The 20709-nt window shown below is 62.8% G+C and carries 20 protein-coding genes; 14 read left to right on the top strand and 6 right to left on the bottom strand.

The window, feature by feature from the left end; translation table 11 throughout:
* Positions 1-59 precede the first annotated feature (59 nt).
* Positions 60-272 (top strand): methylenetetrahydrofolate reductase C-terminal domain-containing protein, encoded by a 213-nt coding sequence (locus V8683_RS24465; RefSeq protein WP_411193563.1) that lies wholly within the window; start codon positions 60-62, stop codon positions 270-272.
* Positions 273-463: 191 nt separating this feature from the next.
* On the opposite strand, the gene V8683_RS24470 is transcribed toward V8683_RS24465, so the two are convergent.
* The 3 genes from V8683_RS24470 to V8683_RS24480 form a co-directional block, all read right to left on the bottom strand.
* Positions 464-1888 carry a phospholipase D-like domain-containing protein gene (locus V8683_RS24470; protein ID WP_411193180.1) on the bottom strand — a complete coding sequence of 475 codons (1425 nt, stop codon included), beginning with the start codon at positions 1886-1888 and terminating at the stop codon, positions 464-466.
* Positions 1889-2196: 308 nt separating this feature from the next.
* On the bottom strand, positions 2197-2502 hold the full coding sequence (locus V8683_RS24475) for a hypothetical protein (protein WP_411193179.1): 306 nt from the start codon (positions 2500-2502) through the stop codon (positions 2197-2199).
* Between the two features lie 265 nt (positions 2503-2767).
* Entirely contained in the window at positions 2768-3877 is a 1110-nt protein-coding gene (locus tag V8683_RS24480) for a branched-chain amino acid aminotransferase (protein WP_411193178.1), read from the bottom strand.
* Between the two features lie 267 nt (positions 3878-4144).
* Between V8683_RS24480 and V8683_RS24485 the strand changes: the two genes are divergently transcribed.
* The 13 genes from V8683_RS24485 to V8683_RS24545 all read left to right on the top strand — a co-directional run bounded on the left by V8683_RS24485 (position 4145) and on the right by V8683_RS24545 (position 17223).
* The gene (locus V8683_RS24485) at positions 4145-5281 is read left to right on the top strand and encodes a muconate/chloromuconate family cycloisomerase (RefSeq protein WP_411193177.1); all 1137 of its coding nucleotides are present in this window, start codon (positions 4145-4147) and stop codon (positions 5279-5281) included.
* Positions 5282-5309: 28 nt separating this feature from the next.
* Positions 5310-5600: a muconolactone Delta-isomerase gene (gene catC, locus V8683_RS24490; RefSeq protein WP_411193176.1), complete on the top strand. Its 291-nt coding sequence runs from the start codon at positions 5310-5312 to the stop codon at positions 5598-5600.
* A gap of 78 nt (positions 5601-5678) precedes the next feature.
* A complete protein-coding gene (catA, locus tag V8683_RS24495; RefSeq protein WP_411193175.1) occupies positions 5679-6614 on the top strand; it encodes a catechol 1,2-dioxygenase in 936 nt (311 codons plus the stop codon).
* 118 nt (positions 6615-6732) lie between these two features.
* Complete coding sequence (locus tag V8683_RS24500; RefSeq protein ID WP_411193174.1) at positions 6733-8091, top strand: Rieske 2Fe-2S domain-containing protein; 1359 nt, start codon at positions 6733-6735, stop codon at positions 8089-8091.
* Positions 8088-8576 (top strand): benzoate 1,2-dioxygenase small subunit, encoded by a 489-nt coding sequence (gene benB / locus V8683_RS24505; protein ID WP_411193173.1) that lies wholly within the window; start codon positions 8088-8090, stop codon positions 8574-8576. Before V8683_RS24500 ends, benB begins: the two co-directional genes overlap by 4 nt.
* Positions 8577-8617: 41 nt before the next feature.
* A complete protein-coding gene (gene benC / locus V8683_RS24510) occupies positions 8618-9640 on the top strand; it encodes a benzoate 1,2-dioxygenase electron transfer component BenC (RefSeq protein ID WP_411193172.1) in 1023 nt (340 codons plus the stop codon).
* The gene (gene benD / locus V8683_RS24515) at positions 9637-10437 is read left to right on the top strand and encodes a benzoate diol dehydrogenase BenD (RefSeq protein ID WP_411193171.1); all 801 of its coding nucleotides are present in this window, start codon (positions 9637-9639) and stop codon (positions 10435-10437) included. The genes benC and benD overlap by 4 nt, the downstream gene beginning before the upstream one ends.
* A gap of 29 nt (positions 10438-10466) precedes the next feature.
* Positions 10467-11723 (top strand): GTPase, encoded by a 1257-nt coding sequence (locus tag V8683_RS24520; protein WP_411193170.1) that lies wholly within the window; start codon positions 10467-10469, stop codon positions 11721-11723.
* A complete protein-coding gene (locus V8683_RS24525; protein WP_411193169.1) occupies positions 11720-13300 on the top strand; it encodes a dynamin family protein in 1581 nt (526 codons plus the stop codon). Before V8683_RS24520 ends, V8683_RS24525 begins: the two co-directional genes overlap by 4 nt.
* Positions 13301-13421: 121 nt before the next feature.
* A complete protein-coding gene (locus V8683_RS24530) occupies positions 13422-14381 on the top strand; it encodes a LysR family transcriptional regulator (protein WP_411193561.1) in 960 nt (319 codons plus the stop codon).
* 70 nt (positions 14382-14451) lie between these two features.
* Complete coding sequence (locus V8683_RS24535; protein ID WP_411193168.1) at positions 14452-14901, top strand: MarR family winged helix-turn-helix transcriptional regulator; 450 nt, start codon at positions 14452-14454, stop codon at positions 14899-14901.
* 261 nt (positions 14902-15162) lie between these two features.
* A complete protein-coding gene (locus V8683_RS24540; protein WP_411193559.1) occupies positions 15163-15864 on the top strand; it encodes a trimeric intracellular cation channel family protein in 702 nt (233 codons plus the stop codon).
* A gap of 78 nt (positions 15865-15942) precedes the next feature.
* The gene (locus tag V8683_RS24545) at positions 15943-17223 is read left to right on the top strand and encodes a lactonase family protein (RefSeq protein ID WP_411193167.1); all 1281 of its coding nucleotides are present in this window, start codon (positions 15943-15945) and stop codon (positions 17221-17223) included.
* A 103-nt stretch (positions 17224-17326) separates the two neighbouring features.
* On the opposite strand, the gene V8683_RS24550 is transcribed toward V8683_RS24545, so the two are convergent.
* The 3 genes from V8683_RS24550 to V8683_RS24560 all read right to left on the bottom strand — a co-directional run bounded on the left by V8683_RS24550 (position 17327) and on the right by V8683_RS24560 (position 20503).
* On the bottom strand, positions 17327-18433 hold the full coding sequence (locus V8683_RS24550; protein WP_411193166.1) for a porin: 1107 nt from the start codon (positions 18431-18433) through the stop codon (positions 17327-17329).
* Positions 18434-18800: 367 nt separating this feature from the next.
* Positions 18801-19322, bottom strand: a complete 522-nt coding sequence (locus V8683_RS24555) for a response regulator transcription factor (RefSeq protein WP_411193165.1) — start codon at positions 19320-19322, stop codon at positions 18801-18803.
* A 344-nt stretch (positions 19323-19666) separates the two neighbouring features.
* The gene (locus V8683_RS24560) at positions 19667-20503 is read right to left on the bottom strand and encodes an alpha/beta fold hydrolase (protein WP_411193164.1); all 837 of its coding nucleotides are present in this window, start codon (positions 20501-20503) and stop codon (positions 19667-19669) included.
* Between the last annotated feature and the right edge of the window lie 206 nt (positions 20504-20709).

The raw sequence follows: 20709 nt of genomic DNA on the forward strand, positions 1-20709 counted from the left end.
CAGGTTGCGTTACGGGTTAACAGCCCCTACGAACTCTTTTTGAAACCGTTTCTAAAGGCCTGGCGAACGGCCCCTGTGGCGGGACCCGGCTCAATCGTTGCGAATTTGACGACCGGGAGTGCGTGCACAGTGTCAAATACCGGATTGCCAAATCTGCCAATCAGTTACCTGTGCTGGCGCAGACGTTGATTCCTTGCGTCGAAGCAGAAAGCAGGCACCGCAGCTCCTGGCCTGAATGGTTTGAGGCAGAAGATGCGACGTCAAAGCGCTAAATCGAACCCCGGAGAATGATGGCTGGCCAGACGACCTTCGCGATGCCGAAAGTGATCAGCGGCCGAAAGCGCTTCTCGAACGGTCATCCAATCTGCTTTTTTGAGTGGCTGTTGGTGGCCGACTACTGCGCGACACAGTGCGGACGGCGACCCGAACTGGCCACGTAGTTTAGCGACATGGCGCGCCGCGCTCAGAGGAAGTTCCTGATCAGCATCGTCACCCACCGCCAGGCACCGCCGCAGCCGGCGGCCCGGCAGCGTGCATCGGGATCCGCCAGAAGGCGGCCATTGGCGTCGCTCACCGAACTCGAGTTGCGCAGGAAGTACGCCACGCTGTCTTGCAAGGGATCGAGCCCGTCTTCAGGGATATCTATCCACAGGCCGTTTTCGGTATTCAAGTGAGCCGACAGCGAATCGAAATTGAAACTGCCGAGATAATATCGATGGCCGTCGATGAGGACCAGCTTGGCGTGCATCATGCGGTTGTCCCGGTCGGAATATTCGCGCACCTCGATCCCGGCATTCACCAGGCCGGGCAGATCGTCGGCATAGGCGCGCCCGACTGCGGGGAATTCCTGCGTGATGCTCGCCAGCGAAGCGCTCACCAGGATCACGTGGACACCTTCGCGCTGCTTGCGCTCAAGCGTCTCGCGCAATTCCGGCACCAGGATCACGTAGGGGTTGATGATCAGGATCTCGTGCTGTGCCGTATCGAACGCTTGTAGCATGTCCTGCAACGTGCCTGGCGAGCGCTTGTCGGGCCAGTCGTGGACATAGTGCAGGCGCTCGCAGGCGATCGGCATCCAGGCGGGATCGAAAGCCGCCCCGGGAGCGGGCGGAGCGTCGGGATCGTTGGGCGTATCGGAGGCAGTGGGTGTATCGATAGCGGCCGGGTCTGGCGCCTCGGCTTCAGCATCGAGCGGAGCCAGCAGCCATTCGCGCCAATAATGGATGCGCGCCGGGTCCAGCGTCGCATAACCCTGTGAGTCGCGATAAGGACTTTCGACTTTGAGGAATTTTTCCGGCTCGGGACGAACCACTTCCGGGCTATTCCAGAACAGGGCGAAATGCTGGTACATGGCGTGCAGGGAGGAAGCGTCCTGGCCGGGGTCGCCCGACACCATCAGATCGCGCTCGCTAAGCCAGTTGCGGAAGCTCGCATCCCAGATCGAGGTACTGCCGATCACGGCCGTGTCGCCAACCAGGAACAGCTTGTCGTGCATGCGATGCGAAATCTCGACGAGATCGGATCGTGGATGGAAGATTCGGAGTTCGATGCCGGGAGCCACCTCGTGCAGGGCGACGATGAGCTCGTCCTCGAACGGGTAGTGCGGCTCGGGGCCGATGCCGTCGATCAGCAGCTTGACCGGCACGCCTCGGCGCGCGGCCTCGACCAGATGACGCAACAGCAGGCCGCCGGTCTGATCGATTTCGAAGATGTAGGCGAGGATGCGGATCTGCTCGGTAGGCGTGGCACGGTCGACCAGCGCAATCCGCGACTGCATCAACTGACCGTCGTCAAGACTGGCGACCAGGTCGACACATTGCGCGTGGCCTGGCTGAGAAGAGGCAAATACGCATGCCAGAATGAGCGCGAGGCTTCTTGTTGTGGTCATGATGTGGCGAACTGATTCGATGTGTCTCCGGCCCTACGTCCTTGAAGGTCTGGAAGGCTTTGTCGCGTTAGCGCGGTGAAGTAGCCCGCTGTTTGAAGAGAAGGTGAACAGAACGGCGAGCCCGAGATAGTTACCGTGGACAAGAGCGGCGCGAATCTGGCTGCACATTGAGCACTCAGTGGACAGGACATCGGCGCAGTTGAAAGCATGGCTTTCCAGAATGTCCGATTGTCGCCGATCTATGAGCACTGTTCCAACGACCGCTCTGGGCCAAACTCAGAAGTCAGCACACGGCGTACGATTTCCTGTTACTTCGCGACTCCCCTCAAGTTAATTTTCAACCAGTTCGGAATCGCTGGTGGAAGATGTGCACCCGCGTCACATGCGCTCGAATAGTTTGTGCCGGGCGGAAAACCGATCTCATTTATTTCGGTTAGTTCACCATCTTCCTTGAGCCCCCGCGCCAGCATCCACTGGACGTACAGATCACCGATGCGCGTCGCAGGACCGATAATCCCCCGAGCCTGCAACCAGGTCGTCATTCGTTGTGCTTCTCCCGGCGCTGCATTAAGCGATATCGCGGGATCAACGAAATAAATATGGTTATCGCTCATCAGGTTGTATTGGCTCTGATCGCCTGAAGCTCATTTTCATCTCAGGCGATTGGTTATCGGGTTGAGGTTCTGTCGGTTTTTCGCCTGTTGATGGGCTGGATTGTTAGCAATTCAGATGGTTATGTCGAATGTCGCTTGTTGGCGCCGACTACAACCTGTCCGCAATCGTTCCCCTCAGAAATCCGCAAAGAGCCTAAAAAAACGGGGCGCACCGCAGTGCGCCCCGTATCGTTCTTGCCAGGTTCTTGCCCGACCCAGGCAGTGCTTATGCCTTCTTGCCCGCTTCCACCTTCCAGACCCAGTTCGCCGGATCCGCGACCTTGCCGCGCTGGATGCCGGTCAACAGCGTGCGGATGCGGCGCGTGACTTCGCCTTCGCCGCCGTCGCCAATGGTGAACTCGCCGCCCGCGTGACGCACCTGGCCGATGGCCGTGACCACGGCCGCCGTGCCGCACGCGAAGCTTTCCTTCACCCGGCCGCTGGCAGCGCCTTCACGCCACGCATCGAACGCGACCGGCGCTTCCTTGACCTCGATACCTTCCTTGCGGGCCAGCTCGATGATCGAAGCGCGCGTGATCCCCGGCAGAATCGTGCCCGAGAGCGGCGGCGTGACGAGCGAGCCGTCGTCCATCGCGAAGAACACGTTCATGCCGCCCAGTTCTTCGATCCAGCGGTGCTCGGCCGCGTCGAGGAAGACCACCTGGTCGCAGCCCTTGGCCGTTGCCTCGGTCTGCGCGATCAGGCTGGCCGCGTAGTTGCCGCCGCACTTGGCCGCACCCGTGCCGCCGGGCGCCGCGCGCGTGTACTGATCCGACACCCACACGGTCACTGCCGACTTGCCCGACTTGAAGTACGGGCCGACCGGACACGCGATCACGCAGAAGATGTATTCCGACGAGGCGCGCACGCCGAGGAAGCTCTCGTTCGCGAACATGAACGGGCGGATGTAGAGGCTGCCGTCGCCGCCGGGCACCCAGGCCTGGTCGATGCCGACCAGCGCGTCGATGGCCTGCATGAAAAGCTCCTCAGGCAGTTCCGCCATCGACATGCGGGCGGCCGAGGCGCGGAAGCGCTTCGCGTTTTCCTGCGGGCGGAACAGGGCGATCGAGCCGTCTTCGCGGCGATACGCCTTCATGCCTTCGAAGATTTCCTGGGCGTAATGGAGCACGGCGCAGGCCGGGTCGATCTGGAACGGGCGGCGCGCCTCGACCTTGGCGTCGTGCCAGCCTTGCCCTTCGCTCCAGCGGATCGTGACCATGTGGTCGGTGAAGACCCGGCCGAACACCGGGCTTTCGAGGCGCGCGGCGATCTGGTCGGCGGGCGTGGGGTTGGGATGCTGTTCGACGGCGAATTGCAGGCGACTGCTAGTGCTCATGTTTCTCGGTCTCGCGGTTGTTGATTGCGGTTGTCTGCGTATTTTCGGTCTTTTTTCGGGTTTGGTGCAGATTTTCCGGCAGGCGGGCGCTCGGCCATCTCACGGCGGCGTGCAAGTCCGAAAAAGTATGGTGACGTGGGGTTTCTTCATACATGCCGGTCATAGCATACCTTTAAGGTATTAAAAGCAGCTAGCAAAAGTATTGGACGCTGTCAAGGCCGGCGCGTATAAAACCACTCCATGAACTTCACACACGCAGTTTCCGCCATGACTTCAGTGACGATTGAACGTATCGAAACCTGTCTCGTCGATCTGCCGACGATCCGCCCCCACAAGCTTTCGGTCGCCACGATGCATGGGCAAACCCTGATGCTCGTGAAGGTGTATTGCAGCGATGGCGTCGTCGGCATCGGCGAGGGCACCACGATCGCAGGTCTCGCCTACGGTCCGGAAAGCCCCGAATCGATGAAGCTCGCGATCGACGCCTACTTCGCGCCGGCCATGATCGGCGAGGACGCCACCCGTATCCAGGCGTTGATGGCGCACCTCGGCAAGCTCGTAAAGGTCAACCACTTCGCGAAGAGCGCGCTCGAAACCGCGCTGCTCGACGCGCAAGGCAAGCGCCTTGGCGTGCCGGTGAGCGAATTGCTGGGCGGGCGCCGCCGCGAGCGTCTGCCGGTGGCCTGGACGCTGGCTTCGGGCGACACGTCCCAAGACATCGCCGAAGCCGAAGCGATGCTCGAAGCGCGGCGGCACAACGTCTTCAAGCTGAAGATCGGCGCGAAGGAACTCAAGACCGACATTCGCCACGTTGCCGAAATCAAGAAGGCGGTTGGCGAGCGCGCCGCGGTGCGCGTGGACGTCAACATGGCCTGGAGCGAGACGCAGGCAGCATGGGCCATTCCGGCGCTGGCCGAGGCCGGCTGCGAACTGGTCGAACAGCCGGTGGCCTCCGCGGCGGCGCTGGCGCGACTGACAGGCCGCTTCCCGGTCGCGCTGATGGCCGACGAAATCCTGCAGGGCCCGGAAAGCGCCTTCGAGATTGCGAAGAACCACGGCGCCGACGTGTTCGCGATCAAGATCGAACAAAACGGCGGGCTTTTTGCCGCGCAGCGCGTGGCCGCGATTGCCGATGCGGCAGGTATCGAACTCTATGGCGGCACGATGCTCGAAGGCGCGTTCAGCACGATTGCCTCGGCGCATCTGTTCGCCAGTTTCGCCAACCTGCAGTGGGGCACCGAATTGTTCGGACCGCTACTGATTACCGAACAGATCCTGACCCGCCCGCTGGATTACCGCGACTTCGAACTGACCGTGCCGAACGGGCCGGGTCTCGGCATCGAACTGGACGAAGCCCGGGTCAAGCGTTTCACCCGCGACGGGCTCATCAAGGTTACCCGGTAATACCGGCAACAAAAAAAGGAAGTTGACGATGCTTTACCACGTACGAATGGATGTGCATCTCCCGAACGACCTCTCCGCGGATGCCGCAGACGAGATCAAGGTGCGCGAGAAGGCCTATTCGCAGGCGCTGCAAAAGAGCGGCAAGTGGCGCCATATCTGGCGCCTCGCGGGCGAGTACGCCAACTACAGCATTTTCGACGTGGAGAGCAACGCCGAACTGCACGACATCCTGACGGGTTTGCCGCTGTTCCCGTACATGAAGATTTTGGTGACGCCGCTGTGTCGTCATCCGTCGTCGATTCGTGACGACGACGTTTGAACCCGAGAGCCGTGTGCTTTCGGGAGCAAGTGCGTCCCGAGTCGTTTTTCCCCCGAGAACTATGTGGAGACAGTAATCATGAACGCCAAAGTATTCGACACCCAGGAAGTGCAGGACCTGCTGAAGGCCGCGACCAACGTCGACGGCAAGGATGGCAACGCACGCTTCAAGCAGATTCTCAATCGCCTGCTGAACGATCTGTTCAAGGCGATCGATGACCTCGACATCACGCCCGACGAAGTCTGGGCCGGTGTGAACTATCTGAACAAGCTCGGCCAGGACGGGGAAGCGGCGCTGCTCGCCGCCGGCCTCGGTCTGGAAAAGTACCTCGACATTCGCATGGACGCCGCGGACAAGGCGGCCGGTCTCGACGGCGGCACGCCGCGCACGATCGAAGGCCCGCTCTATGTGGCCGGTGCCACGGTGCGCGACGGCGTAGCGAAGATCGACATTAATCCCGACGCCGATGCCGGCCCGCTCGTGATTCACGGCACGGTCACCGGCACGGACGGCAAGCCCGTTGCCGGCGCCGTGGTGGAATGCTGGCACGCCAATTCGAAGGGCTTTTATTCGCACTTCGACCCGACCGGCGCGCAAAGCGATTTCAACCTGCGCGGCGCAGTCAAGACCGACGCGAACGGCAAGTACGAGTTCCGCACGCTCATGCCGGTGGGCTACGGCTGCCCCCCGCAGGGCTCGACCCAGCGGCTGCTGAACGAGATCGCCCGCCACGGCAACCGTCCGGCGCACGTGCACTTCTTCGTGACGAGCGACGATCACCGCAAGCTGACCACGCAGTTCAACATCGAAGGCGATCCACTGATTTGGGACGACTTCGCCTACGCCACCCGCGAGGAACTGATTCCGCCCGTTACCGAGAAGACGGGTGGCGCGGCGCTGGGCCTCAAGGGCGACATCTATAAGGACATCGAATTCAACTTCGCCCTGACGCCGCTGGTCCAGGGCAAGGACAACCAGATCGTCCATCGCCTGCGCGCCGAAGCCACGGCGTAACAGTCCGACACGGCGGCGGTGCGGGGTCGCACCGCCGCCTGTCAAATCCCCCAAGACCCGTTCGACACCGATGCAGGCCATGCCTGCAGGGGCCGGTGCGCGCATAGGGAGAGGAACCATGTCCGTCATTCACGACCAAGCCAACGAACTCGATCATCTGCTCGCCACGGCGGTGCAGGACGACAAAGAGGCCGGTGTATTCCGTTGCCGTCGCGATATCTTCACCAACACCGATTTGTTCGAACTGGAGATGAAACACATCTTCGAGAGCAACTGGGTGTACCTGGCGCACGAAAGCCAGATTCCGAACAACAACGACTACTACACCACGTGGATCGGTCGCCAGCCGGTGGTCATCACGCGCGACAAGAACGGCGAGCTGCACGCGGTCATCAATGCTTGCGCGCACAAGGGGGCGATGTTGTGCCGGCGCAAGCACGGCAACAAGGGCAGCTTCACCTGCCCGTTCCACGGCTGGACCTTCTCCAACACCGGCAAGCTGCTCAAGGTGAAGGACGAGAATACGACCGAGTATCCCGTGCAGTTCAACACGCATGGCTCGCACGACCTGAAAAAGGTCGCCCGCTTCGAGAACTATCGCGGCTTTCTGTTCGGCTGTCTCAATGCGGACGCCGCGCCGCTGGAAGACTACCTGGGCGAAGCGCGGGTGATCATCGACCAGATCGTCGACCAGGCGCCGAACGGGCTGGAAGTGCTGCGCGGCAACTCCTCGTACGTGTATGACGGCAACTGGAAGATGCAGATGGAGAACGGCTGCGACGGCTACCACGTCAGTACCGTGCACTGGAATTACGCCGCGACGATGGGCCGGCGCAAGGAAGACGGCACGCAGGCCGTGGACGCGAACAGTTGGAGCAAGTCGGTGGCGGGCGTCTACGGTTTCGACCACGGGCACATTCTGTTGTGGACGCAAACGATGAATCCGGAGGTGCGTCCGGTGTATCGGCAGCGCGACGAAATTCGGGCTCGCGTGGGCGAAGTGAAGGCGGATTTCATCGTCAACCAGACGCGCAACCTCTGTGTGTATCCGAACGTGTTCCTGATGGATCAGTTCAGCACGCAGATTCGCGTGGTGCGGCCGATCAGCGTGGACAAGACCGAAGTCACCATCTTCTGCTTCGCCCCGAAGGGCGAGAGTGCCGACGATCGCGCGATTCGCGTGCGCCAGTACGAGGACTTCTTCAACGTTTCGGGCATGGGCACTGCCGACGACCTGGAAGAGTTCCGCGCCTGCCAGTCCGGTTATGCCGGCATCACGGCGATGTGGAACGATCTGTCGCGCGGCGCGCCGTTGTGGGTGGAAGGCGCGGACGCCAACGCGCAGAAGATGGGCCTCAAGCCGCTCATTTCGGGCGAGCGCAGCGAGGACGAAGGGCTCTTCGTGTGCCAGCACGAATACTGGGTGCGCACGATGCGCGAGGCGCTGAAGAAGGACCGCGAGGAGGTGGTGGCATGAGCTTCGATTATCCAACCATCTGCGCGGCGCTGTACCGCGAAGCGCGCCTGCTCGACGATCGCCAGTGGGACGAATGGCTGGCCTGCTACGCCCAGGACGTCACGTACTGGATGCCGGCATGGGACGACGACGACCAGTTGACCGACGATCACGAGAGCCAGATCTCGCTGATGTACTACCCCGACCGGGGCGGGCTGGAAGATCGCGTTTTTCGCATCAAGACCGAGCGCAGCGGCGCGTCGACGCCCGAGCCGCGCACGAGCCACAACGTCACGAACGTGGAAGTGCTGGCCGAACGCGGCGACGAAGTGGATGTGCGCTACAACTTCCATACGCTCAGCCACCGCTACCGGACGAACGATCACTTCTTCGGAACGATGTTCGTCACGTTGCGCCGGGCCGGCGACGATTTGCTGATTGCCTGCAAGAAGATCGTGCTGAAGAACGACTATATCCGGCAGGTACTCGACGTCTATCACGTTTGACGTCGAACGTTATATCCCTGAAGGGAGTTGGAGGAGGTTCCATGTCCAGTTACAAGATTGCGCTGAACTTCGAGGACGGCGTAACGCGTTTCATCGAATGCAAGGCAGGCGAGAAGGTTCTCGACGCCGCATTTCGTGCCCGGATCAATTTGCCGATGGATTGCTCCGACGGCGTGTGCGGCACCTGCAAGTGCCGCGCCGAAAGCGGGCGTTACGACCTGGGCGACGACTATATCGAAGACGCGTTGACCGAGGACGAGAAGGACAGCGGCCTCGTGCTGACGTGCCAGATGGTGCCGCAGAGCGACTGCGTGATTGCCGTGCCGGCGGCTTCCGCCGTGTGCAAGACCGGACAGAGCAAGTTCGGCGCGAGCGTGGCGAAAGTCGAGCCGCACAACGACGCGGCCATCGTGCTCGAACTGGATGTGAAGGCGAATGCGCCGGTCTTTCTGCCGGGTCAGTACGTCAATATCGACGTACCGGGCAGCGGCCAGCATCGTTCGTATTCCTTCTCTTCTGCGCCGGGCGAATCGCGGGTCAGCTTTCTGATCAAGAAGATTCCTGGTGGCGTGATGAGCGGCTGGCTCGAATCGGCGCAGCCGGGCGACAAGCTCGATCTGACCGGGCCGCTCGGCAGTTTCTATCTGCGCGACGTGCAGCGGCCGCTGCTGTTTCTCGCGGGCGGCACGGGGCTTGCCCCGTTCCTTTCGATGCTCGAGGTGCTGGCGCGCGACGGCTCGCAGCAGAAGGTGCATCTGATCTACGGCGTGACGCGCGACCTCGATCTCGTGCAGGTCGAGGCGATCGAGGCGTACATGGCGAAGCTGCCGGGTTTCAGCTACGCCACCGTGGTGGCCGACGCGGCTTCGAGCCATCCGCGCAAGGGCTGGGTGACGCAGCACATTCCGGCCGATGCCCTGAACGACGGCGACGTCGACGTTTATCTGTGCGGGCCGCCGCCCATGGTCGACGCCGTGCGCAAGCATTTCGACGACGAAGGCGTGAAGCCCAACAGCTTCCACTACGAGAAGTTCACCCCCAACGTTGCACCGAAGGCGGCATGACCATGCAACGATTCTCAGGCAAGGTCATGGTCGTCACCGGCGCGGCCCAGGGCATCGGTCGCGGCGTGGCGCTGCGCGCGGCGGCGGAAGGCGCCAGAGTGCTGCTGGTCGATCGCGCCGATTTCGTCTCCGAAGTGGCGGCCGAGGCGGGAAGCATGGAAACGGCGGCGGATACGGCGGCGAATGCGGCGAGTTTCGTTGCCGACCTCGAAACCTACGAAGGCGCGGCAGCGGCGATGGCGTTCGCCGTGCAGCGATTCGGCGGTATCGATATCCTGATCAACGGCGTGGGCGGGGCGATACGCATGCGTCCCTTTGCGGCGTTCGAGCCGGCCCAGATCGACGCCGAAATCCGCCGTTCGCTGATGCCCACGCTTTACACGTGCCATGCCGTGCTGCCGCATCTGCTGGCGCGCGGGGGCGGAACCATCGTCAATATTTCGTCGAACGCCACGCGCGGCATTCGTCGCGTGCCGTACTCGGCGGCCAAGGGCGGCGTCAATGCGCTCACGCAGTCGCTGGCGATGGAATACGCGGAGCACAATATTCGCGTGGTTGCCACCGCGCCGGGCGGCACCAGCGCCCCCCCGCGGCGCGTGCCGCGCAATGCGGCCGGCGACAGCGAGCAGGAGAAGGCCTGGATGGGCGAAGCGGTGCAGCAGGTCACCGAATCGACCTTTTTCAAGCGCTATGGCAGCATCGACGAACAGGTCGCACCCATCCTGTTCCTCGCGTCGGACGAGGCCGGCTATATCACCGGGTCGGTATTGCCGGTGGCAGGCGGCGACACGGGTTGATTCGCGATCGAGTGTTGAGGAGCCGAGACTTGTCTAAAGAAATGCGTAGCGAAGCGGCACGTGAAGTCGTTTCCATGTTGCCGAACCGCGCCCGTGATCTGGCGCGGCTGCAGACCCTGGCCGGTCGCGCCGAACCTACGGTGACCGTGATCGGCAAATACAATCACGGCAAGAGCCGTCTGCTCAACGAACTGATCGGGCGTGACACGTTCGCCGTGGCCGACAGGCGCGAGACGATGCAACTGGCCGGCAGCGTGCACCAGGGCGTGCGCTGGCTGGATGCGCCGGGGCTGGACGCGGACGTCGGTAGCGGCGACGATCGGCACGCCTTGCAGGCGGCGTGGCTGGAGTCGGATATCCGCCTTTTCGTGCATGCCGCGAAGGAGGGCGAACTGGACACGCGGGAGCTGTCGCTGCTGAAAGCGCTGCACGTGGACAGCGCGCGGACGCAGCGACAAACCTTGTTCGTGCTTTCGCAGGCCGACCAGTTGGCCGACGACGTCGAACTGGCCAAGGTGGGCGACGCCATTGGCGCACAAGTGCCGGGCTTGACGCTGAACGTCGTGTCCTCTACGCGCCATCGCAAGGGGCTGGAAGGCAACAGGAAATTACTGCTGGAAAAGAGCGGCATTCCGGATTTACGCGTGGCACTGGCGGCGGCGCTTGCCAGCGTGCCGAACGCGCGTGCGCATGAAACCGCGTTGCTGTTCGGCGAGATTCGCGCAGAACTGCAAGCGCTTCGTGCCGGGCGGGAAGCTGCGCTTGAGGCTTTGTGCCGGACACAGCGAGAGCAACGGCAGGATTTCGATCAGGGTCTCGATGCTGTCGTCGAAAAGGTAGGCGGCACCATTGGCGCAATGCTCGATGCGCTTGGCACGGATCATGCCGCCGTACCGGATTCCGCAAGGGACGCCTATGCGATCACGGCGGGTAAGCTCGAACGCGCGCAGATCCAGATTGTCTACTCGCGTGCCTGCATCGAGATCGACGCCTTTCTGGCCGGGCACGGGGTCGTCGGCCTGCCGCAGGCGCAGCAAACGGCGGCGCGCAGCCTGAACTCGGTGATGGTTGCCGTCATGGGCGTGTCCGTGAAGTTCCGCAAGGACTTGCGCAGGATGTTCTGCGAAGCATCGGGGCGGCAACGCATGCAGCGCGAGTTCACCCAGTATTTCGAAGTGTCGGCGGACAGACAGACCCTGGCCACACGGATCGTGGATATCGAGTCGATCATTGCCGCCCTGGACAAGGCTTTGGCCGCATTGGCAACGCTGGAGGCGGTTGCATGAAAACCGACGTGAGCCACGAACAGCGCTTGATCGACGAGATCGATTCGTTCGAGTTCATTGCAAAGGATGTCGAAGGAATCCTGCAATCGCTGAACGATTGGCTCGCGCGGCTGAATGCGGATCTTCATGGCAGTCTGCTGACGTGCTCGGGTTTCAAGGAGCAGGGCGTGCTGGCGCGTCAAGCCGGGGCCATCAACGCCGTGGTGCGGAACGCCATGCAGGTGTGGTCGCGACAACGGGCCAGCATGGAAGCGGTGCACGCGCTCGCCGATACCTTCGACGACAAAGTCTTGCTGCTGGTGTTCGGCAAATTCAATGCCGGCAAGAGCTCGTTCTGCAATTTGCTTGCCGATCGTTTCGCGGCGCACGGCAGGACTGTCGAGTATTTCCACGTCGAAGCCGGGCGTATCGTGGAGACGCCCAAACGCTTCAGGAAAGGCGCGACCGAAACCACAGCGCGGCTGCAAGGCGTGCGTCTGGGCGAAAAGCTCGTGCTGCTGGACACGCCGGGTCTGCATTCGGTGACGCCGGAAAACGCGGCGCTGACGCAGCGCTTTACCGAAAGTGCGGACGGCGTGCTCTGGCTGACCAGTTCCACCTCGCCCGGGCAGGTCCAGGAACTGGACGAACTGGGCCGCGAACTGCATCGGAACAAGCCGCTGCTGCCGGTCGTGACTCGCAGCGACCTGTACGAGGAAGACGAGGTGGACGGCGAGATACGTAAAGACTTGCGCAACAAGACCGCGCAGAATCGGGCCGAACAGGAAGCGGACATCAAGACCCGGGCGGAACAGAAACTGCTGGCAATGGGCGTGGATGCCGCGCTGCTGGGCGCGCCGGTTTCGATTTCCGCGCTCATGGCACGCCAGCAGGGGCAAACGCCGGCGGCGATGAACGAGGCTGGGTTCGAGAGGCTCTATGCCGCGCTGCTCGCCATCGCCGAGCCCACGCTGGTCTACAAGCGGCGCAAGGTGGCCGAAGTCGTGCTGCACCATCTGGAAGAGCAGGTGCTGGGTAGGTTGCACCATGAGGTGCTGCCTTTGCTGGCGGACTTGAAGGTAGCATTGCGGGACGCACTCGAATGGATCGAGCGACAACGGGAGCCGATTGCCGCCGCCGTGTGGCGCGGCGTGATGCCGGCGCTGCCCGGGTTGCTGGAAAAGCATTCGGTCACGCGCGATGTGGGCGCGATCCGTAACAGCTTGTCGCAAGCGATCCTCCAGACGTTTTCGCGCGAAGCGAACAAACAACTGACTGATCACGCGATTGCGCCCACAGCCTCGCTTGCACAGATCGAACTGGCCGATGGCGCGGAGTTCGAGGATATCGTAATCGACTCTCCGGGAGAGGCTGGCAACCTGCGTCAGATCGTGGGTGTCGCCTACGAGCGTCTGTATGGGGCGATGGAGGTGGCGATTCGCCATAGCCTGCAGCGCCTTGGCGATGAGGCCGCCGAACAATGCCGCGTTTCGACGAGGCAGCTAGTCGATCAGGCAGGGCGCCTGGAGGACGCTTTGGCGCTCCACGAACGAGACCTCTTCGATCTCAAGGGCGATTTGCGGCGCGAGTCCGCATGAGTCCACACGGTCCCGCAGGCGTGGCGAGAGGTTCGGTCGATAAAGCAATGAGTTAAACTATTTTTCCGAACCGGACCTGATACCAGGACGAGAAGCAGGACGAAATCTCACCGTCATGAACATCGAACTGCGACACCTGCGCTACTTCGTGGCGGTAGCCGAAGAGCGCAACTTCACGCGTGCCGCCCAGCGCCTGCATATTGCCCAGCCGCCGCTCTCGCGCCAGATCCAGCAGCTCGAAGAGGTGCTCGGGGTGCAGCTCTTCGAGCGCAATTCGCGACCGCTCAAGCTTACCGATACGGGCCGCTTCTTCTATTCGCACGCCATCCAGTTGCTCGCGCAGAGCGCCGAGCTCGAATCGATGACGCGGCGCGTGGGCCAGATTGAGCGCAATCTTTCTATCGGCTATGTCGGCTCGACGCTCTACGGCATGCTGCCGAAGATCATCCGCCGCTTTCGTCAGGAGAACCGCGCCGTCGAGATGAGCTTGCACGAAATGACCACGATGGAGCAGATCAAGGCGCTCAAGGAAGGCCGCATCGACGTGGGCTTCGGGCGACTCCGGCTGGAAGACCCCAGCATCCGTCGCGTCGTGCTGCGCGAGGAGCGCATGATCGTGGCGCTGCCGCTGGGGCATCCGCTCATCGAAGCCAAACCGGTGCTCTCGCTTACCGACCTCCTCGGCGAAACGCTCATCATCTTCCCGAAGGCGCCGCGCCCGAGCTACGCGGACCAGGTGCTGGCCGCCTTTCACGACCGCTCGCTCAAGCCACATCGCATCTACGAAACGCGCGAACTGCAGATCGCGCTCGGACTCGTCGCGGCGGGCGAAGGCATTTCGATCGTGCCGAGCAGCGTGCACGGCCTCAAGCGCGACGACATCTTCTACAAGGAACTGGACGATCCCAGGCTCGTTTCGCTGATCATCATGAGCATGCGGCTGCTCGACGAGTCCGAGGACGTCACGCGCATGCTCCACCTCATCTACGAACTCTACGACGAAGAGGGGATGGCCTACATGGCCTCCGCGGAGCCCGGCGGGCAGGCAGCCGGACCGGATTGCGCCGACCCAGGTAGTTGAAATTTTCAACTACTTTGACTATAGTGCCCAGCATCGCCGGTTCAGCCCGCCGCGCAACGGGAGCTTGCGCTTGTCCACCGCCTCGTACGCCGATTTCCTCACCTTCCGGCTCGACCTCACGAGCGCGCTCCTGTGCGAGCGCGCTAACGCCGTTTACCGCGAGCGCTGGGACCTCGACGTGCGCGCGCTGCGCGTGCTGCGCATCGTTTGCGGCGAACCCGGCATCTCGCCCAAGGCCGTCTCGCAACAGGCGCTGATCGAAAAGACGCTGCTGTCGAAAACGCTTGCCGAGCTGGAGGCGCGTGGATTGATTGGCCGCGACACGCATCACGAGGACCGCCGCCGCGTCGCGATTCGTGCGACGCCCAAGGGTGCCAGAATAGCGCGAGACTCGGCGCAGGCCGGGGCCGAGCTCGAAGCCGAACTGGCCGTGGCGCTCACCGTGACGGAACGCAGGACGCTCGACCGTTTGCTCGAAAAGCTGTCGGGCAGCCTGCTCGGCGGCAAGGCGCAGGCGTAGCCGGGTTCCCCCGTTCCAGCCCGGTATGCGCACGCCCGAATCGTCATTACGTCAGCATGTATGCCTGCATTTGAGCGGGCATCGAAAGGAGTCTCCCATGTCCTCTCAAATCGAAACCCGGCTGCCGGAAACCGCCGCGCCCGCCATCGACGCACTTTTGCCCGAGCCCGAAGCGATCTGCAAAGAGCGGGGTCATGCCGGCGAGGCCGCCGCGTGAACGCAGACCTGAGCGCGCACGTGAGCGCGCACGTGAGCGCGCATATGAACGCTCACACGGCATACACGGCGCTCGATCTGATCGGCACGTTCGCCTTCGCCATCTCGGGCGCCGTGGCCGCGCGGCAGCGCCGCCTCGACCTGTTCGGCATCATCGTCGTGACCTTCATGGTGGCCTGCGGCGGCGGTATCCTGCGCGACGTCTGCATTGGAGCGATTCCGCCCGCGGGGCTCTCGAACTGGGCTTATCTCGGCGTAACGCTGCTGGCGGCGGTGCTGACCATCGCGGCCTATCCGCAAGTGCGGCGCTTGCGCCACCCGGTGCTGTTCTTCGATGCGATCGGGCTCGGTCTTTTCGCGGTGGCCGGCGCGCAGAAAACGTGGATCTGGACCGACAGCGCGGAAACCGCCATTGCGCTCGGCATGGTGAGCGCGGTGGGCGGCGGCGTGCTGCGCGATATTCTGCTTTCGCGCGTGCCTGCGATTCTCGAACGCGAAATCTATGCGTCGGCCGCGCTGCTCGGCGCGTCGTTGCAGGTAGGGCTCACGTACCTTGGCTGGTCGTCGTTCTGGACGCCGTGGGTGGCCACCATCGCATGCGTGCTGCTACGCCTCGCCTCGCTGCATTACGGCTGGCGTTTGCCCGTGTTCCATCTGCGCGAATCCGCGAAGCCGCGCGGGGCGCCCGCAGTGCCTGCGGCGTCGACCCGATCCGCCACGGACGAGCGGCGCGACGCGTCGCGGTGAGGCGCGGTGGGGCGCGGGTGAGCCGCCAGGTCTCCTGCCCGTGTACGATGGCGCTTTCTGTTCAGGAGACGGCAAACGATGAACAAAATTGGGCATCTCGAAGTCCCGGGCTTTCCCGGTTCGGCGGCGCGGCGCGTGTGGCTCAAAGGCGTGAGCGCCATGGCGGCAGCGTCGGCCATGGGCACCTTTGCGGGTACGCAGCCGGCACGCGCGGCCAGTCAGTCCGCCGCGCCCACGCAGGCGGCGCAGGACGGCAACGCGCTCTTCGCCTATGTGGGCACGTACACGCCACATGGGCTCGGCATCCATCGCTTTCGCGTGGACCGCGCGACGGGCAAGCTCGAAGCGCTGCCGGCCGTGCAGGGTATCGAGAACCCGAGTGCGCTCGCCATCGACCCGCAACAACGCTTTCTCTTCAGCGTGAGCGAGGTGAAGAACTACAACGGCACGACGAACGGCTCGGTCAGCTCATATGCTATCGAACCGGGCACGGGCGAGCTGCGCCTGATCAGCACCGTCAACTCGCAGGGTGCCGGGCCGGTCTATCTGAGCCTGCATCCCAACGGCCGCTTCCTGCTGGTGGCGAACTACGTGAGCGGCAGCGTGGCCGTGCTCCCGTTGGGCGGTGACGGCGCGCTGGGCGACGCGGTTTCCATACAGGCCCCGCAGGCGCCGGCGGGCGCGGAGCATGCGGCCGAAGGCGTGCCGGGCAGCTTTGCGATCAGCGATCACGATGGCCCGCATGCGCACACCATCGTGTCCTCGCCGGATGGCCGTTTCGCGATCTCGACCGACCTTGGCGTCGATCGTACCTATGTCTGGAAGTTCGACGAGGCGAGCGGTGCGCTCACGCCGAACGATCCGCCGTTCGTCGCGGCGTCGGCCGGCGCGGGGCCGCGGCACGTCGCGTTTCATCCGAACGGGCGCTTCATGTACGAAGTCACGGAAGAGGCGTCTACGCTCGTCTGCTACGGCTACGATGCGGCGCACGGCACGCTCACGCAGCTTCAGTCGGTGTCGACGCTGCCGGCGGGCTACGAGGGTACGAGTTTCGCATCGGAAATCGTGCTCTCGCACGACGCCCGCTTCATCTATGTCGCCAACCGGCTGCACGACACGATCGCGCAGTTCGGCATCGGCGCGGACGGGCACGTGCACTGGATCGGCGAGATCCCTACGGGCGGCGACTATCCGCGCGTGATCCGCTTCGACCCGTCAGGGCGTTTCCTTTATTCGCTGAACCAGCGCAGCGACCACATTGCGATCTTCGCGGCCGACAAGGCGAGCGGCAAACTGCACTTCACCGGCAACTACGTGGCGGTTGGCAGTCCTTCGGATATCGCGTTCGCATCGGCGTGAGCGGATCCGCGGCTTTGCCGCGGACGAAAAAAACCGCACACGTGAAAAGCGTGTGCGGCTCGTGTCTGGTGCGACAGATCCGGCGCCTGGCCGCACCGCGTCATCAGAAGATGTTGCGCAGACCGATTGCGACGGCGGTCTGGTTGTTGCGACCCGGGTAGTCGATCGTGTAGGCGCCCGTGCCGTGCGTGAAGTCGACGGTGCCGTAGACTTCGGTGCGCTTGGAGAGCGAGTACTCGGCGAGCAGCGTGGCCGAGTAGTTGATACCTACGCCGAGCGTCGTGTCGCCGGGCATGACCGCGTTGCGGGCGTGGCCGTAGTAGCCGGCGGCCGTGAGCGCCAGCGGCGCCGTGACCTGCCATTGCGTGCCGACGTAGAAGTTGTCGTCGATACGGTTCGGGCTGAGGAGGCTCGACGTCGACGAGAGAACCTGCGAGGTGGCGAGGCCGCTCTGCTGCTCGTAGATGTCGGTGCCGCCGGTCTGATCCTGATAGTGCAGCCAGCCTGCCAGCAGCTTCATCGACGGGAGCACCGCGTAGACGGCGCCCACGTTCAGGGCGTTGAACTTCTTGCCGTTCACGTCGTTCTGCTGGAAGCCCACGAGCGTCTGCAGCGCGCCGACGTCGTACTCTGCCGTGAACGCGTACATCTCGTTCGTGCCGACGCTGCCCGCTACGCCGCCAAAGCCATACATGGCTTCGATCTGCAGGCCGCCGATCGTGTTCTTGTACTTGACCGAGTTGCTCTGGAACAGGTACGGGCCGATCGGGTTGTACGCCCAACTGTCCTGCCAGTAGTCGGCAACGGTGAGCGGGTCGAACGTGTTGCCCATCGCCTCGAAGAACGGCGTCTGCTGGTAACCGAAGGTCACCGTACCGTAGACATTGTTCGACAGACCTACGTAAGCGTTACGCGAGAAGAGCGGGGCACCGGGGGGCAGTGCGCCGTTGAAGAGGTTGAACTGGTTCTCCAACTTGAAGATCGCCTGCGTGCCGTCGCCCAGATCCTCGGACCCCTTCAAGCCGAAGCGGCTCGGCGTTTCCACGCCCTGGACCATCGAAGTGAGGCCGTCATTCTGCGGGTTGGCGTTCGTCTGGTAACGGATGGCCGTATCGACCAGGCCGTAAAGCGTAACCGAGCTTTGCGCGAAAGCCGACTGGGCCGAGAGGGCCAGCAGAGCGGCGCCGAGCGCTGCAGTAGTCTTTTTCATGAGAGTCCCCGACATTGTTTGACCGGCGGCGCGCACAGCGGGCGCCGCTATTACAGTTCAATCAGGCCGCTGGTTAATTCCAGCGACTGAACGGTCGGGATGATATTTCCATTCATTAAATTTCAATAATGAATTTGCAACGGTGTCGCCCCGTTGCAACATGCGGTTGACTCCCGATATCGGAACCGGCCAACCCCGACGAAGCGCCCGAGGGGCGGGCTTTCAGCTTGTTTTCAATATGTTTGCGCAACCCGGCCTGGATGGATCCTGGGGAGCGTGAATGGAAGTTTGGGTAACTTTCATTTAACCAATATTTCATGAAAGTGTTGTGTAAGGTGTGCCGGTTTCACGGCAACCGGGCCTGACGTCACGAAGGCGTTGCGGCTCTGGTTTCGGCGACTTGCGGCGCGCACTGGCCGCGGGCCCACAGAACCAGATCGCGCTTGGTTCGCACGCCGAGCTTGGCGAACGCGCGCTGCACGTACGACTCGGCCGAGGTTTGCCGCACGCCCAGGATCTTCGCCGTTTCGGGCGCGGTGCGTCCCGCGATCAGGTGGCGGCAGCTTTCGTATTCCCGTTTCGAGAGCCGGATGTCTTCGCTCGCAAGGCGCGCGTCGAACAGCACGAGCGAATCGGTTTCGCTCATCGCGTTGGCGGTCCGCTTGACGGCCGCCGTGGACACATGCAGTTCCAGCAGCGGAAACAGAAAATCGCCGAGATGCCGGAAGTGATTGAGCTCGGCCAGCGAAAACTGCGGCTGGTCATCGCGGCGCACGATCGCGAGCGAGTACTGCGTGTGGCGCGTGCTTTTCGTGAGCACGCACTCCTGGGCGATATGGCTGGGCTCGAAGATCAGCTCGCGAAACTCGCCGGCGGGCAGCTTGCTCATGTCGCGGACCACGAGATGCGTGCCCGTCGTGCTGCGTATGCCGGCGCACGAAATGAGGCAGGCCGACCGATTCGATGACCTCGCCCAGCGCCTTGATCGGCACGTTCAGGTGCCGGCTGTTTTGATTGAAAGGGTCGACGTTAAGCAGCATGGTGTCCCCCGTTGCTTCGGTCACCAACCTTATCAGATCACCTTTCTGCGCAGCGACGGCTCGTACGCGAAGGCGAACGACCTGCTGGGTACGCAGTTATCTATTCGTTCTGAGTCGATGGGGGATGCAAGCGGGCCGGCCGCAACAGTTGCCGCACCCATGAGCCCGCTCACGCGGGCTCATGTCGTTGCCGTTATGCCTGCACGAATGCGAGCAGATCGGCATTCAGGACTGCTGCATTAACCGTCAGCATGCCGTGCGAAAAACCGGGGTACGTCTTCAGCGTTCCGTTTTTCAACAGCTTGATCGACTTCAGCGCCGCGTCGGCGATCGGTACGATCTGATCGTCTTCTCCATGCAGGACCAGCGTCGGGACCGTGATGGTCTGGAGATCTTCCGTCTGATCCGTTTCCGAGAAGGCCTTGATGCCCTCATAGTGCGCCTTCGCACTCCCCATCATGCCTTGCCGCCACCAGTTCTGGATCACGCCTTGATGGACCGCCGCGCCGGGACGGTTGAAGCCGTAGAAAGGGCCGGCGGGGACATCAACGAAGAACTGGGCGCGATTGTCGGCAAGCGCCTTGCGGAAACCGTCGAAGACCTCGATCGGGAGACCTTCCGGATTGGCCCCGGTCTTGAGCATGAGCGGAGGCACGGCGCTCACGAGCACGGCCTTGGCGACGCGTCCGCTGGGCTGCCCGTGTCTCGCCACATAACGAGCCACCTCGCCGCCGCCCGTTGAGTGGCCGATATGCACCGCGTTATGCAGATTGAGCGCTTCCACGACGGCAAAGGCGTCGGCAGCGTAGTGGTCCATGTCATGTCCATCCGGGACCTGCGAGGACCGGCCATGACCGCGCCGGTCATGCGCGATGACGCGATAGCCTTTCTGGACGAAAAAGAGCAACTGTGCGTCCCAATCGTCGGAAGATAGTGGCCAACCGTGATGGAAGACGATGGGCTGGGCGTCCTTCGGACCCCAGTCCTTGTAGAAGATTTCGACATTGTCCTTCGTCATAACGTACGGCATGGTCATGCTCCTTTGACGTTATCCGGGCGATCGCCGGTCAGCAGGATCCGGCGCCCGGGTGACAGAAGTTACCGCTTCGGCGAGCAGTCGCCGAAAGCGAACGGTACTGCGAACGAAACAAAGCGATGGGAAGACCAACATCGTGACGGAACGGGACGGGACCACCCGTTCGAAATCATCCTAACAGTTCAGCAAAGAAAGCTATT

The sequence above is a fragment of the Paraburkholderia sp. AV2 genome, assembly GCF_054968425.1.

Excerpts from the sequence above, each read along its gene's own strand:
- V8683_RS24540 (WP_411193559.1), top strand. The coding sequence starts at position 15,163 with ATGAACGCTCACACGGCATACACGGCGCTCGATCTGATCGGCACGTTC.
- V8683_RS24480 (WP_411193178.1), bottom strand. The coding sequence starts at position 3,877 with ATGAGCACTAGCAGTCGCCTGCAATTCGCCGTCGAACAGCATCCCAAC.
- V8683_RS24550 (WP_411193166.1), bottom strand. The coding sequence starts at position 18,433 with ATGAAAAAGACTACTGCAGCGCTCGGCGCCGCTCTGCTGGCCCTCTCG.
- V8683_RS24485 (WP_411193177.1), top strand. The coding sequence starts at position 4,145 with ATGACTTCAGTGACGATTGAACGTATCGAAACCTGTCTCGTCGATCTG.
- V8683_RS24555 (WP_411193165.1), bottom strand. The coding sequence starts at position 19,322 with ATGAGCAAGCTGCCCGCCGGCGAGTTTCGCGAGCTGATCTTCGAGCCC.
- V8683_RS24545 (WP_411193167.1), top strand. The coding sequence starts at position 15,943 with ATGAACAAAATTGGGCATCTCGAAGTCCCGGGCTTTCCCGGTTCGGCG.
- V8683_RS24475 (WP_411193179.1), bottom strand. The coding sequence starts at position 2,502 with ATGAGCGATAACCATATTTATTTCGTTGATCCCGCGATATCGCTTAAT.
- V8683_RS24500 (WP_411193174.1), top strand. The coding sequence starts at position 6,733 with ATGTCCGTCATTCACGACCAAGCCAACGAACTCGATCATCTGCTCGCC.
- benD (WP_411193171.1), top strand. The coding sequence starts at position 9,637 with ATGACCATGCAACGATTCTCAGGCAAGGTCATGGTCGTCACCGGCGCG.
- V8683_RS24560 (WP_411193164.1), bottom strand. The coding sequence starts at position 20,503 with ATGCCGTACGTTATGACGAAGGACAATGTCGAAATCTTCTACAAGGAC.
- catC (WP_411193176.1), top strand. The coding sequence starts at position 5,310 with ATGCTTTACCACGTACGAATGGATGTGCATCTCCCGAACGACCTCTCC.
- benC (WP_411193172.1), top strand. The coding sequence starts at position 8,618 with ATGTCCAGTTACAAGATTGCGCTGAACTTCGAGGACGGCGTAACGCGT.
- catA (WP_411193175.1), top strand. The coding sequence starts at position 5,679 with ATGAACGCCAAAGTATTCGACACCCAGGAAGTGCAGGACCTGCTGAAG.
- benB (WP_411193173.1), top strand. The coding sequence starts at position 8,088 with ATGAGCTTCGATTATCCAACCATCTGCGCGGCGCTGTACCGCGAAGCG.
- V8683_RS24470 (WP_411193180.1), bottom strand. The coding sequence starts at position 1,888 with ATGACCACAACAAGAAGCCTCGCGCTCATTCTGGCATGCGTATTTGCC.
- V8683_RS24525 (WP_411193169.1), top strand. The coding sequence starts at position 11,720 with ATGAAAACCGACGTGAGCCACGAACAGCGCTTGATCGACGAGATCGAT.